The sequence below is a fragment of the Bradyrhizobium sp. RDI18 genome, assembly GCF_043203335.1.
Taxonomy (GTDB): Bacteria; Pseudomonadota; Alphaproteobacteria; order Rhizobiales; family Xanthobacteraceae; genus Bradyrhizobium; species Bradyrhizobium retamae.
Genome location: NZ_JBICRN010000008.1, coordinates 4,934,493 through 4,947,746 on the forward strand (window position 1 = coordinate 4,934,493; position 13,254 = coordinate 4,947,746).

10 protein-coding genes and 1 pseudogene are annotated in these 13,254 nt (G+C 62.0%); 7 read left to right on the plus strand and 4 right to left on the minus strand.

Features of this window, described 5'->3' with window-relative positions:
• Positions 1-62 precede the first annotated feature (62 nt).
• The gene (locus ACFXS9_RS32960) at positions 63-857 is read right to left on the minus strand and encodes a hypothetical protein (protein WP_392696402.1); all 795 of its coding nucleotides are present in this window, start codon (positions 855-857) and stop codon (positions 63-65) included.
• Positions 858-1,037: 180 nt separating this feature from the next.
• Positions 1,038-1,547: an OsmC family protein gene (locus ACFXS9_RS32965; protein WP_392696405.1), complete on the minus strand. Its 510-nt coding sequence runs from the start codon at positions 1,545-1,547 to the stop codon at positions 1,038-1,040.
• 207 nt (positions 1,548-1,754) lie between these two features.
• Here ACFXS9_RS32965 and ACFXS9_RS32970 point away from each other — a divergent pair, with 207 nt between their 5' ends.
• From ACFXS9_RS32970 to ACFXS9_RS32990, 5 genes are all read left to right on the plus strand, one after another.
• Positions 1,755-4,550: a [protein-PII] uridylyltransferase gene (locus tag ACFXS9_RS32970; protein ID WP_392700146.1), complete on the plus strand. Its 2,796-nt coding sequence runs from the start codon at positions 1,755-1,757 to the stop codon at positions 4,548-4,550.
• 1,033 nt (positions 4,551-5,583) lie between these two features.
• Positions 5,584-7,278, plus strand: coding sequence for a PAS domain S-box protein (locus ACFXS9_RS32975; RefSeq protein WP_392696408.1), 1,695 nt, complete (start codon positions 5,584-5,586; stop codon positions 7,276-7,278).
• Complete coding sequence (locus ACFXS9_RS32980; protein WP_392696411.1) at positions 7,275-7,946, plus strand: response regulator transcription factor; 672 nt, start codon at positions 7,275-7,277, stop codon at positions 7,944-7,946. The genes ACFXS9_RS32975 and ACFXS9_RS32980 overlap by 4 nt, the downstream gene beginning before the upstream one ends.
• 93 nt (positions 7,947-8,039) lie before the next feature.
• Positions 8,040-8,444, plus strand: coding sequence for a response regulator transcription factor (locus ACFXS9_RS32985; protein ID WP_392700148.1), 405 nt, complete (start codon positions 8,040-8,042; stop codon positions 8,442-8,444).
• 320 nt (positions 8,445-8,764) lie between these two features.
• A complete protein-coding gene (locus ACFXS9_RS32990) occupies positions 8,765-8,962 on the plus strand; it encodes a hypothetical protein (RefSeq protein WP_392696414.1) in 198 nt (65 codons plus the stop codon).
• 198 nt (positions 8,963-9,160) lie between these two features.
• On the opposite strand, the pseudogene ACFXS9_RS32995 reads toward ACFXS9_RS32990, so the two are convergent.
• Positions 9,161-9,673: pseudogene (locus ACFXS9_RS32995) on the minus strand (methylated-DNA--[protein]-cysteine S-methyltransferase); the annotation flags it as partial.
• Positions 9,674-10,012: 339 nt separating this feature from the next.
• Between ACFXS9_RS32995 and ACFXS9_RS33000 the strand changes: the two are divergent.
• Together ACFXS9_RS33000 and ACFXS9_RS33005 are read left to right on the plus strand one after the other, a co-directional pair.
• Positions 10,013-11,236 carry an ABC transporter substrate-binding protein gene (locus tag ACFXS9_RS33000; protein WP_392696417.1) on the plus strand — a complete coding sequence of 408 codons (1,224 nt, stop codon included), beginning with the start codon at positions 10,013-10,015 and terminating at the stop codon, positions 11,234-11,236.
• Positions 11,237-11,525: 289 nt separating this feature from the next.
• On the plus strand, positions 11,526-12,752 hold the full coding sequence (locus ACFXS9_RS33005) for an ABC transporter substrate-binding protein (RefSeq protein ID WP_392696420.1): 1,227 nt from the start codon (positions 11,526-11,528) through the stop codon (positions 12,750-12,752).
• A 74-nt stretch (positions 12,753-12,826) separates the two neighbouring features.
• On the opposite strand, the gene ACFXS9_RS33010 is transcribed toward ACFXS9_RS33005, so the two are convergent.
• Positions 12,827-13,252 (minus strand): DUF1330 domain-containing protein, encoded by a 426-nt coding sequence (locus ACFXS9_RS33010; protein WP_392696422.1) that lies wholly within the window; start codon positions 13,250-13,252, stop codon positions 12,827-12,829.
• Between the last annotated feature and the right edge of the window lie 2 nt (positions 13,253-13,254).

Below are 13,254 nucleotides of genomic sequence, written 5' to 3' on the forward strand. Positions count from 1 at the left end.
CCATGCATCGTCGCGCGCGGAGCGATGGATTGCTTCGTCACTTCGCTCCTCGCAATGACGGCCTAACGTAACACCTTCCTCCGTCCGAGCCACCACAGACCGAGATTCCACCCCACACACGTCGCCAGCGCTAGGCTCAGCCCGATTGCCGAGCCGAATTGCAATGCAGCCACATGCAGCACGGCGATCGCGATTCCCAATCCGATCAAGGCCCAGGCGCTGTTGGCAAGCACGGCCGCGGTCGGCGGGCCGCCGATCCGGGGATGCAGGATCAGCATCATCGAGGTGAACACGATCGGGAATAGCGCGATCATGCCGCTGATCTTGGGACCGACCCAGCTAGATGTCGTAACCACCGTCGCCACCAAGGTTGCGACCAGCGAGGCCCGCAGCGGAATGTCGTACCAGCGCCGCCGGATCGGCGGCATTTTGGCGTGGCGGTAGCGGGCAAGCAGCGGCACGCAGATGGCAAACGCAATGGCGTTCGCGATCAGGCCGCCTGCGAGCGACCATTGCACCGAGCGGATGATCGCGGCGAACGCGAGCCATACGGCGACCGCCGCGAGGCAACTGAGCAGCGCGCCGTGGCGTTGCGCCAGCACGACGTAGGTCAGACCGAGGAAGATCGTCGCGGCGTTGATCGGCAGGCTCGCCAGCGCGCCCTCCGCGATGAAGGTTGCGTCATGATCGAGCGCGAGGAATACGTAGGACGGCCCCGCCGAGATCGGCAGAGTCGCGATCAGCGCACCGATCACCGGCCCCGATCGCTCGGTGATGATCGAGGCGGTCACCACGAACGCCGCGGTGATCGCCATGCGCAGGGCGAGCGTGAGGATGAAGGCGAGTTCGGGGGACATTTGGTTCTCTTACCCTCCCCTGGAGGGGAGGGTCGACGCGCGTGGTAACGCGCGGCGGGGTGGGGTGACGGTCTATCCTCTCGATCAGTGCCCGAGTGGAGAGATCACCCCACCCCGTCCCGCATTTCGCTACGCTCATGCGAGCCGACCCTCCCCCTCCAGGGGAGGGTGAACAGTCGATCACACCCGCTTCATCGACACCGAAACTTTCGGGCCGTTCTTGATGGTCTGATAGACCACGCAATAACGCTCCGTCAGCTTGAGCAGCAGATCGAGCTTGTCCTGCGGCGCGTCGGTTGCGACCTCGAAGCGCAGGCGGATCTCCTCGAAGCCGACCGGGGCTTCCTTGTCGACGCCGAGCGTGCCGCGGAAATCCAGGTCGCCTTCGGCGATGACGTTGCCGGTCTTCAGGGGAATATCGGTAGCGGTGGCGACCGACTTCAGCGTCACGCCGGCACAAGCGACCAGTGCTTCGAGCAGCATGTCGCCGGAGCAGAGCTCCAGGCCGGAGCCGCCGGTGGCGGGGTGCAGCCCCGCAACCGCCAACGCGCGGCCGGTCTCGACCTTGCAGGCGATGCCTTCACGGTCGATCGAGCCTTTGGCTTTCAGCGTAATGACCGCGGCCGAGGGATCGGACTTGTAGCGTTCCTTGATCGGGGCCTGCATCGCGCGGAGTTCGGCGGCGTCCATTTTCTACTCCCGGATTTTTTGTGCATCGGATATACTGGGCTATCGATGCGCTGTCATCACACACCCTCGTGGCTGCCCGCATGCCCATCGGAAATCCCCACTTTTCCAACGGGTTATGGCTGGCATTCGCCGAGGCGGCGGCATAGTTTTGCGTTGACCGTACAATCGCCCGTGACAGCCCCTGCGCCGTCCGATATCGGGGAGATCATGGACAGCATCGTGACAGAGGACCGCTCCGGGGCGGATGACCGTTTCGATACCGCGCGGATCACCGCAGCGGTCGATGCGCTGGCCGAAAAACATGCCGGCCGCGAGGACGTGTTCCGCTCGGCGCTGGCGCAATTGCTCAAGGCCGAGATGATCGCGGCGCGCGCCACCGCGCAGACCGTGCTCTTGAAGGATCGCCATGGCCGCCGCTGCGCGGAGCGGCTCTGCTTCATGCAGGACGAAATCATCCGCATCCTCTATGCGGCTGCGACGCGGCATCTCTATCGCTCGCATGTGCCCTCGGGCGCCGAGCGCATGGCGGTCATCGCCACCGGCGGCTACGGCCGCGGCCTGATGGCACCGGAATCCGACATCGATCTGTTGTTCATCCTGCCCTACAAGCAGACCGCCTGGGGCGAGCAGGTCGCCGAAGCCATTCTCTATTGCCTGTGGGACATGGGATTGAAGGTCGGCCACGCCACGCGCTCGGTCGATGAGTGTATCCGCCAGGCGCGCGGCGACATGACGATCCGCACCGCGATCCTGGAGACGCGGTTCTTGACCGGCGACCGGCCGCTCTATGACGAGCTGGTCGCCCGGTTCGACAAGGACGTCGTGCAGGGCACGGCTGCCGAATTCGTCACCGCCAAACTCGCCGAGCGCGAAGAGCGGCACCGCCGCGCCGGGCAATCGCGCTATCTGGTCGAGCCCAACGTCAAGGACGGCAAGGGCGGCTTGCGCGACCTGCACACCTTGTTCTGGATCGCCAAATACGTCTACCGCGTGCGCGAGACCGGGGAGCTGGTCGAGCGCGGCGTGTTCGACGCGCAGGAATACCGCACCTTCCGCCGCTGCGCCGATTTCCTGTGGTCGGTGCGCTGCAATTTGCATTTCGTCTCGGGGCGCGCCGAGGAGCGGCTGTCGTTCGACATGCAGCGCGAGATCGCAGTCCGCCTCGGCTACACCTCGCACCCCGGCATGCAGGATGTCGAACGCTTCATGAAGCACTACTTCCTGGTCGCCAAGGACGTCGGTGACCTCACCGCGATCCTGTGCGCCAAGCTGGAAGAGGAGCAGGCCAAGCCCGCGCCGGTGCTGAGCCGGATGGTGGCGCGGCTGCGGCCGGCCGCCAAGCGGCGGCGGGTGCCCGACAGCGACGACTTCATCATCGACAACAACCGCATCAACCTCGCCGCGCCCGACGTCTTCAAGCACGACCCGGTCAACCTGATCCGCATCTTCCATCTGGCGCAGAAGAACAACCTCGCCTTCCACCCCGACGCGATGCGAACGGTGACGCGCTCGCTGAAACTGGTGAACAGCCAGCTTCGTGAAAATCCGGAAGCCAACCGGCTGTTCATGGAGATCCTGACGTCGAACGACGCCGAGACCGTGCTGCGGCGGATGAACGAGACCGGCGTGCTCGGTCACTTCATCCGCGCCTTCGGCAAGATCGTGTCGATGATGCAGTTCAACATGTACCACCATTATACCGTGGACGAGCATCTGATCCGCTGCATCGGTTTCCTGCAGGAGATCGAGCGCGGCGGCAATGACGAGTTCACGGTCGCCAGCGACCTGTTCCGCAAGATTCAGCCCGAACATCGCGCGGTGGTCTACATCGCCACCCTGCTGCACGACGTTGCCAAGGGCCGGCCGGAGGACCATTCGATCGCGGGCGCCAGGGTGGCGCGCCGGCTGTGTCCGCGGCTCGGCTTTTCCACCGCCGACACCGAGCTGGTGGCGTGGCTGATCGAAGAGCATCTGACGATGTCGACGGTGGCGCAGTCGCGCGACCTCTCCGACCGCAAGACGATCGAGAATTTTGCCGCCGTCGTGCAATCCGTCGAACAGATGAAGCTTCTGACCATCCTGACCACCGCCGACATCCGGGGCGTCGGCCCCGGCGTGTGGAACGGCTGGAAGGCGCAGTTGCTGCGTACACTGTATTACGAAACCGAGCCCGTGCTGACCGGCGGCTTCTCGGAAGTGAACCGCGCGCAGCGCATCGCGGTGGCGCAATCGGAATTCCGCGCCGCCTTCACCGAGTGGCCGGAGGAGGAGCTCAATGCCTACATTGCGCGGCATTATCCCGCCTACTGGCTCAAGGTCGATCTGCCACGAAAAATCCGCCAGGCGCGCTTTATCCGGGCCAGCGAACAGGCCGGGCACCAACTCGCGATCAATGTCGGCTTCGATGAGGCGCGCGGCGTCACCGAATTGACGATACTGGCCACCGACCATCCGTGGCTGCTGTCGATCATCGCCGGCGCCTGCGCTTCTGCCGGCGCCAACATCGTCGACGCGCAGATCTACACCACCACCGACGGCCGCGCGCTCGACACCATCGCGATATCAAGGGAATACGACCGCGACGAGGACGAGGGACGGCGCGCGACCCGGATCGGTGAGATGATCGAGCACGTGCTCGAGGGTAAATTGCGGCTGCCCGAAGTGGTGGCGCGCAAGGCCGCCAACCGCGGCAAGGTGCGCGCCTTCGTGGTCGAGCCCGAGGTCACCATCAACAACCAGTGGTCGGACCGCTACACCGTGATCGAGGTCTCCGGCCTCGACCGCCCCGGCCTCTTGTATCAGCTCACCACCGCGATCTCGAAGCTCAACCTCAACATCGCCTCCGCCCATGTCGCGACCTTCGGCGAACGCGCCCGCGACGTGTTCTACGTCACCGATTTGCTCGGCGCCCAAATCAACGCGCCGACCCGGCAGGCCGCGATCAAGAGCGCGCTGCTTCATCTGCTCTCTGCCGAGGACAACGTCGCCAAGCCGGCGGCGTGATGTGTCGTTGCTCTCGCGGCGGTCCAGCTGTCATTGCGAGCCCATGGGGTCGCAATGACGGCTAAGTAGCAACGCAATACTCGACTGTCGTCCCTGCGAACGCAGGGACCCATACTCCTGCGGTCCACGGAAATGGCACACGGCGAGACGGCTTTACTTCAACAACGAAGTGCGGTGGTTATGGGTCCCTGCGTTCGCAGGGAAGACGCGCATCAGAGAAGTGCGATCGCCGAGAGATGGTGGGCACGGCGCATGCGCGCCTCTGTCCACCCTACGCTGCTAAGTAGTCCGTTCTGCCGCAGCCCGAGCGTGAGACTCGAGCGCGACCAAGCTCGCCGCTACGAAGGTAAGATAGCTTGCCTGCGCAATCAGGATGCCGAGATCGAACAGGTCGAGTAGATCTTCCCAAGGGTTCTCTACCGGGACGGCGTTTGTTCGCCTGCCGCCATCGATAAGGGTGGGCCGGAACCTGCGGTCTCGGCGAGTTGTTTCGGATGCGATGTCGTCAGAGCAATGGATTAGATGCAAGTGTGCTTTCGGCATATCAATCCCCAGAGTTCGGCCGGCGATCCCTGAACGAAGCGGGTTTGACAACGGCGACGGTTGCGACCGGCAAGGCGTCGGCTCGCTGGGCTTCCGTAACACTCTTCCCGCATGGCGAACCGGCGCTCCGCCGCCATCCGGTTAGCCAATCAGCGTAGTCTTCGAGAAGGACCGGACCATTGAACGGAGGTTGATCCAAACGTTCCATTCGGTTGGACGTACCATACCGAGGTTTAGGATCGCAGCTTGGCCCTTGCGCGACGGAAGATCGCGCCCGGACGTTAAGGGGCCGCGAAGGACCAGCCAATTTTGCCCTCCGGGGCTGCGAAAAGCTGCTAGTATCCAGCCTGTTAGGAGGCGAGTTGTTGCCGCTGATGATCGCGAACACCTGGCGACGCAGCGCCGCTCGCGATGGCCGAGTGTCAGTGCTGATGATGCGTAAGCCGACGATAACGTCCGGAGCTCGGCCGAGCAATGGCTGCTCGGCAGCATGGCGCTGGCGTTGGGAGCGGTGGCCGGAATCTGGCTGCTGCTCGGCCCCGCACCGATGGCCACCCCTCATTTCATTGCGTTCGTGCTGCTCATCGCTTCGCTTGCCGCCTCATTGATCATGATGGGCCTGGTGGGGCGTACCCGACGGCAGGTGGAAGCCGAGCTTGAGGGCCGCCTGAGCGCCGAAGCGCGCGCGATCGAGACGCTGCGCCACAGCGAGGCGCAATGGAAGGAGGTGTTCGAGCATAACCCGGTGATGTATTTCATGGTCGATGCGACGGGAACCGTGCTGTCCGTCAATACATTCGGCGCCGCGCAGCTTGGCTACTCCGTCAGCGAACTGCTCGGGAAATCCGTGCTGAAAGTCTTTCCCGCCGAAGAGCAACGCGCCGCCCAGAGCAACGTCGCCATATGCCTGGAGAATATCGGCCAGACCCACAACTGGGAAATATGCAAGGTTCGCAAGGACGGCTCAACCCTCTGGGTTCGCGAGAACGCCAAAGCGGTGCGACGGCTGGACGGCCGGTTGATCGTCCTGATCGCGTGCGAGGACATCACGGAGCGCAAGCAGGCTGAAAATGCGCTGCGGCAGAGCGAAATGTATTTGGCCGAAGCCCAGCGATTGAGCCACACCGGCAGCTTTGGCTTGCGCGTCGCCAGCGGCGAACTCATCTGGTCGGAAGAGACTTTCAGAATATTTGGATTCAAAAAGGCCCCCTCCATCAAGTTCGCCACCGTCATTCAACGCATTCATCCGGACGATCGCGGACGCGTGCAGCGGACCATCGACCGCGCGTCCAGCGAGGGCAAGGACTTCGCGCATAGCTATCGATTGCTGATGCCCGACGGCTCGATCAAGCATGTCCACGCCACTGCACATGCGGTGAAGGGTGCATCTGATACCATCGAATTCGTTGGGGCGGTAACTGATATCACGGCCCGCAAGCAGGCCGAGATGGAATTGCATGAAGCGCAGGCGACGCTTGCGCATGTCACGCGCGTGACTGCGCTTGGCGAACTTGCCGCCTCGATCGCCCATGAGGTGAACCAGCCGCTCGCCGCCGTGGTGACCAATGCCGCCGCATGCCGGCGTTGGCTCGACCGTGAGCCACCCGATCTGAAGGAAGCGCGCGGGACCGTGGAGGCGATCATCAAGGACGGCAATCGGGCCGGCGAAGTGATCCAGCGGGTCCGTGCGCTCGTGAGCAAGGCGACCGGTCAAAAGGCTTCGCTTCACATCAACGATGTCATCAACGAGGTCATCAGCCTGGTGCAGCATGCGCTGGTCAACCATCAGGTATCGTTGCGGCTGGAGCTCGCCCCCAACCTGCCGCTGGTCATCGCCGATCGGGTCCAGTTGCAACAGGTCATTCTCAACCTGGTCATCAATGCCATTGAGGCCATGCAGCCGGTCACGGACCGGCCGCGGGAACTGGTGATCCGGACAGACCAGGACGAAGACGGGCAGATCGTGGTGACGGTGAAGGATTGCGGCGTTGGCCTCGCAGCCGAGAACGCTGACCGGCTGTTCGACGCCTTCTTCACCACCAAATCCAGCGGCATGGGCATGGGCCTGTCGATCTGCCGCTCCATCATCGGCGCTCATGGCGGGCGGCTGTCCGCGTCCGGAAATGCCGGCCCTGGCGCGACATTCCAGTTCACCTTGCCGTTAACTCAGGAGGATGCAGCGTGAACGCGCGGCCGGCATCGCCTTCCACGCCCATAAGCGCCGAGGAGCCGGTCGTCTTCATCATCGACGACGACGCATCGGTACGTGAGGCACTGAGCAATCTCTTCCGATCAGTGGGATTGCGCGTCGAGGTGTTCGGTTCGGCTCACGAGTTTCTGAAGTACAAGCTTCCGAATGCCCCCAGTTGTCTGATTCTTGACATCAGGCTGCCCCGGCTAAGCGGCCTCGACTTTCAGGCCGAACTGGCTAAGGCCGACATTCACATTCCGATCATCTTCATGACCGGTCATGGCGATATTCCGATGACGGTCCGCGCAATGAAGGCCGGCGCCGTCGATTTTCTGACCAAGCCATTCCGCGATCAGGACATGCTGGATGCCGTAACCGCGGCAATCGAGCGCGACCGCAACAGCCGCGGCGAAGCGATGGTTCTCTCAGAGCTGCACGCGCTTTTCGCGACGCTAACTCCCCGGGAGCGGCAGGTGATGGCGCTGGTGACGTCGGGGCTCATGAACAAGCAGATCGCAGCCGAAATCGGCCTGGCGGAGATCACCGTGAAGATACATCGCGGGCATATCATGCGGAAGATGGGAGCGAAGTCGCTGCCCGATCTGGTACGGATGGCCGAGCTACTCGGGATCGGGCCTGCATCCGGCCGGTCGCAAACCTAAGTATGATTTTCCCTCGCTGATTTGCAGCGCACTCTCCTGAGACGCGGCGGCACAGCAAAAGACATCCTCTGGTCGTCTCCAGAAAGCATCGCTTTGACCAATCGGGCCATATCAATCATCGACGACGACGGGTCGGTTCGCGCCGCGACCCATAATCTCGTCAGGTCGCTTGGTTACGTCGTCCATTCATTTGCGTCGGCCGAGGAGTTCCTGCAATCGCCGCATCTGAATGACACCTCGTGCGTGATAACGGATGTCAGAATGCCCGCCATGAGCGGGCTCGACCTGCAAGCCCATCTACTCGCCACCGGGCATCGCTTTCCTTTCATTTTCGTCACGGCCTTTTCAGTCGAGAGCGACCGCGCCCGAGCCATGAAGGCGGGAGCGACCTGCTTTTTGAGCAAGCCGTGCGACGGCGAAGCGCTGATCAAATGCCTCGAAACGGCGCTGACGCCAAATGGCGCGGCAGCAAGCAAAAATGAGCCGATCCGGCCCTAGGGCGAGCCAGCATACGTAAGGATGATCTCGCCAAACATCTGGACGAATTGCAGATAAGCCCCGACCACGCCAGACTTCGCATCACCCTTCGAGAAACGAAGGGCGCAAAGCATCACACATTTTGATCGGAAAATGGCAATTCCCCGGAAGGAGGTCGCCATGCGTACAGAACCGCGTTGCTCCGAGTGTGACAGCGAAGGCCCCAAAATAATCTCTCTGCGAAATCCAGCGCGCGAACGCTATTGCGGGCGCTTCTGTCTCGACAAGGGCCACGAGAGTTTCATTCGCTGGATACGGCGCGCCAATGTGGAGGTCGCGTCATGAAAAATTGTTGCGGAAATCCGGAATGCAAGCGTCCCTTCGGGCTGGTCCGGCGTAGCTGGTACTTCCAGCAGTTTTGTTCGGCGAAGTGCCGCGAGATCTACAAGCGTCAACTGGAGCGCAACCGGACATATTGGAAGTGGCTCTACCAGGTGCCGGAAACTGCGGCGCGCAGAGACTATCTATCGTGCCGGTGATCGCGGAGGAGCCAGCATGGCAACAGTAAATGCGATGCTGGTGGGCGCGTTACTGGCGTGGGGACCTCTCCTGATTGTATTCATCTATATCCTTCGCGACATGCGAAACACGCCCCGTGGCCCCGATTGACCTGAAACGGGTAACGACGCCAAGCGCAACGCGCCCGGCCGATCCGCCTCTCCTGTTCCCGGGCCCGTAATCTCGACGCCTTCGTGCTTGAGCAGCCAGCGCTTGCGCTCCAGCCCGCCGCCGTACTTCACCAGCGAACCATTGGCGGCGATCAGGCGGTGGCAGGGCAGGACCACGCTGATCGGATTCGAACCGTTGGCATGGCCGACGGCGCGGACGGCGCGCGGCATCCGAAGTTTTGCGGCGAGCGCGCCATAGCTCATCGTCGTCCCTGCCGCGATCGTCGGCAGCGCGTTCCAGACCTTCTGCTGGAACGGCGTGCCGGCGACGCGCCATTCGATCGCTGCGAGGCGGTCGAGGTCGCCCTTGAAATAGCCGGTCAAGGCGGCGCGCAAATCACGCGGCGCCCGCCCATTGTTCAAATTCACCGCGCCATAGTGCAGACGAAGCAATTGCTTCATGCGCGGCTCATAGTCTTCCCAGTCCAGCGCGCGGAGCAGGCCGTCCGCATCGGTGACCAGTAGCGCCGTGCCGATCGGCGTTGGCAGGCGGTCGAGGTTGAAGTTCTCCAGCATCGTCATCCCTACAAAGATATCGGCAAGCGACCCGCACTTTTTACCAGCAGCGTGCCAGCGTCCACCCGAATTCCGCTGCCGGTTGACCGGATCCTCTGCGTGCAGGCGGCGCCCGTGGCGCTCGCCTTGGTGCTGCTCTGTCTGGCGTAACGGCCTCCCCGTACTAGAGTCTTTGTTTCTGACGCGTTTTCTTTACGCGAACCGGTCTCCACTTCGCTCGAAAACGCTATCGCTTGCATTGGCAAAACCGTTCCGCCAAACTCGCTCGCAACGATGACGTCCGGCCTTCCCTACGGATGACCGGAACAGGATCATCGGTCGAGATCAAGGGAAGGGAGCGGCGATATGAGAAGTGGCGTTCTTCATCTGATCGCAGGCACGGCGGTCGCGCTCGCGCTGGCGTCACCCGCCAACGCGCAGAAGAAATACGATACCGGCGCGAGCGATACCGAGATCAAGATCGGCCAGACCGTTCCGTTCTCGGGACCGGCCTCCGCCTATGCCGGCATCGGCAAGACGCAGGCGGCCTATTTCAGGATGATCAACGAAAAAGGCGGCATCAACGGCCGCAAGATCAATTTGATCCAGTATGACGACGCCTACTCGCCGCCGAAAGCCGTCGAGCAGGTGCGCAAGCTGGTCGAGAGCGACGAGGTGCTGTTCACCTTCCAGATCATCGGCACGCCCTCGAACGCCGCCGTGCAGAAGTATCTCAACGCCAAGAAAGTGCCGCAGCTCCTCGCCGCGACCGGCGCCTCGAAATTCACCGATCCCAAGAACTTCCCCTGGACCATGGGATACAATCCCAATTACCAGTCGGAAGGACGCATCTACGCCAAATACATTCTGCAAAATCATCCCAACGCCAAGATCGGCATTCTCTACCAGAACGACGATCTCGGCCGCGACTACGTCACGGGCCTAAAGGAAGGGCTCGGCTCCAAGGCCGCGTCAATGATCGTCGCCGAAGCCTCCTACGAGCTGACCGATCCGACCATCGACTCGCAGATCGTCAAACTGAAAACAGCCGGCGCCGACCTGCTCTACGACGCCTCGACGCCGAAGTTTGCGGCGCAAGCGATCAAGAAGGTCGCCGACCTCGGCTGGAAGCCGATCCATATCCTCGACATCAATGCGAGCCCGGTCTCGGCGACGCTGAAGCCGGCGGGTCTCGACATCTCCAAGGACATCATCTCGACCAACTACGGCAAGGATCCGGGCGATCCGCAGTGGAAGGACGATCCCGGCATGAAGGCCTATTTCGCCTTCATGGACAAATATTACCCGGAGGGCGACAAGCTCAACACCGTCAACACTTACGGTTATGCGACGGCGGAATTGCTGGTGAAGATCCTGCAGCAATGCGGCGACAATCTCACGCGCGAAAACATCATGAAGCAGGCGGCCAATCTGAAGAACGTCACCGGCAGCCTGTCGCTACCCGGCATGGTCACCAACACCTCGCCGACCGACTACCGCATCAACAAGCAGATGCAGATGATGAAGTTCAACGGCGAGCGCTGGGAACTGTTCGGCCCGATCATCGAGGATACCGGACCGAGCGGTTAGCGCCCTGCGCCGATCCAAGATACGATCCAAGACGCGAGCCCGCCGGCATCACCGCGATGCCGGCGGCTTTTGTTTTGAGGCCGCGCGGGTGCGTGCATCATTTTTCGGCTGATACACGTAGTGGATTCTTTTGAGCAGACGGAACTCGATCCCGAAATTATTCGGATTTTCGACGCCTTGCATTGCAACATGGCTTCCGCCACTATTGTGGCAGCGACGACATCCGCGGCCGGACCGGCCGGCGGCACGGTCAGCGCCAATCAATAAAACACATGAGGAATGCAGCATTATGAGGAAGGGTATTTTCCATCTGGCCACCGGCACGGCGCTCGCGCTTGCGCTGTCGGTCTCGACGGCGTCGGCGCAGAAAAAATACGACACTGGCGCAACCGATACCGAGATCAAGATCGGCCAGACCAATCCATTCTCGGGACCGGCCTCCTCCTATGCCACGATCGGCAAGACCCAGGCGGCCTACATCAAGATGATCAACGACCAGGGCGGCGTGAACGGCCGCAAGATCAATCTGATTCAGTATGACGACGCCTATTCGCCGCCGAAAGCGGTCGAGCAGGTGCGCAAGCTGGTCGAGAGCGACGAGGTGCTGCTGACCTTCCAGGTTCTCGGAACGCCTTCGAACGCAGCAGTGCAGAAATATCTCAACTCGAAGAAGGTGCCGCAGCTATTCGCCGCCACCGGCGCGTCGAAGTTCACCGATCCGAAGAATTTCCCGTGGACGATGGGCTTCAACCCGAACTATTTCGTCGAGGGGCGCATTTACGGCCAGTACATCCTGAAGGAACATCCGAACGCCAAGATCGGCATCCTCTATCAGAACGACGACCTCGGTAAGGACTATCTGAACGGCATCAAGGCCGGCCTCGGCGACAAGGCCGCGAAGATGGTGGTGGCGGAAGCTTCCTACGAAGTCTCCGATCCGACCATCGATTCGCAGATCCTCAAGATCAAGGATGCCGGCGCGGACCTGTTCTTCTCGGCGACGACGCCCAAGCAGGCCGCGCAGGCGATCAAGAAGATCGCCGAGCTGAACTGGAAGCCGGTGCACATCCTCGACATCAACGCCACCTCGGTCGGCGCCGTCATGAAGCCGGCGGGGCTCGAAGCTTCCAAGGGCGTGATCAGCGTCAACTACGGCAAGGATCCGCTCGATCCGACCTGGAAGGACGACCCCGGCATGAAGAAGTATTTCGAGTTCATGGCGAAGTACTATCCGGAGGGTGACAAGGATTCGAGCTTCAACTCCTATGGCTACATGACCTCGCAATTGCTGATCCATGTGTTGAAGGCGTGCGGCGACAATCTGACCCGCGAGAACGTGTTGAAGCAGGCCACCAACCTGAAGAACGTTCAGCTCGACCTGCTGCTGCCGGGCATCTCGGTGAACACCACGCCGACCGACTACCGCGTCAACAAGCAGTTGCAGATGATGAAGTTCAACGGCGAGCGTTGGGAGATGTTCGGCCCGATCCTCGAGGATGCCGGCCCGGCGGGCTAGTCGCGGCGAACCAATCGAAACGATCGGCGGAAAGAGCGATCGGCGGTCCTTCGGGACCGCCGATTTTTTGAACGCTACTTCGGTATCTCCCCAAACGTCTTGCCGACGGGCAACACGGCATGGCGGATCAGGCGGGAATCCTCGACCGCGGCCTGGCGGTGCTTCACCGCCTCGCGATAGACGGGATCGCGGATCATTTCCACAAACGCCGCGACGCTCGGGTATTCGGCGATGAAGCAATGATCCCAGCGTTCCGCCTCGGGCCCGATCAGCATCAGCTCGAACCTGCCCTGCCATACGATCCGTCCGCCGAGCCGTTCGAACACCGGTCCGCGTTCGCGCCCATAGGCCGCATAGGCTTCCGCGCCGGTCGCCTTGCGGCCGTCGGGATAGGCCGCCTCGGCGCGCAGCCGGACGAGGTTGAGCATGTGGACCGGCCCCGGCCGGTCATTGGCTTTGAATTGCGCGAACGTTTCCTTGGTGGGATCGATGTGGCCCATGC

What these genes read in the sequence shown, in the direction of transcription:
- ACFXS9_RS32970 (WP_392700146.1), top strand. Translation starts at nt 1,755, where the DNA reads ATGGACAGCATCGTGACAGAGGACCGCTCCGGGGCGGATGACCGTTTC.
- ACFXS9_RS32965 (WP_392696405.1), bottom strand. Translation starts at nt 1,547, where the DNA reads ATGGACGCCGCCGAACTCCGCGCGATGCAGGCCCCGATCAAGGAACGC.
- ACFXS9_RS32975 (WP_392696408.1), top strand. Translation starts at nt 5,584, where the DNA reads ATGGCGCTGGCGTTGGGAGCGGTGGCCGGAATCTGGCTGCTGCTCGGC.
- ACFXS9_RS33005 (WP_392696420.1), top strand. Translation starts at nt 11,526, where the DNA reads ATGAGGAAGGGTATTTTCCATCTGGCCACCGGCACGGCGCTCGCGCTT.
- ACFXS9_RS33000 (WP_392696417.1), top strand. Translation starts at nt 10,013, where the DNA reads ATGAGAAGTGGCGTTCTTCATCTGATCGCAGGCACGGCGGTCGCGCTC.
- ACFXS9_RS32990 (WP_392696414.1), top strand. Translation starts at nt 8,765, where the DNA reads ATGAAAAATTGTTGCGGAAATCCGGAATGCAAGCGTCCCTTCGGGCTG.
- ACFXS9_RS32960 (WP_392696402.1), bottom strand. Translation starts at nt 857, where the DNA reads ATGTCCCCCGAACTCGCCTTCATCCTCACGCTCGCCCTGCGCATGGCG.
- ACFXS9_RS33010 (WP_392696422.1), bottom strand. Translation starts at nt 13,252, where the DNA reads ATGGGCCACATCGATCCCACCAAGGAAACGTTCGCGCAATTCAAAGCC.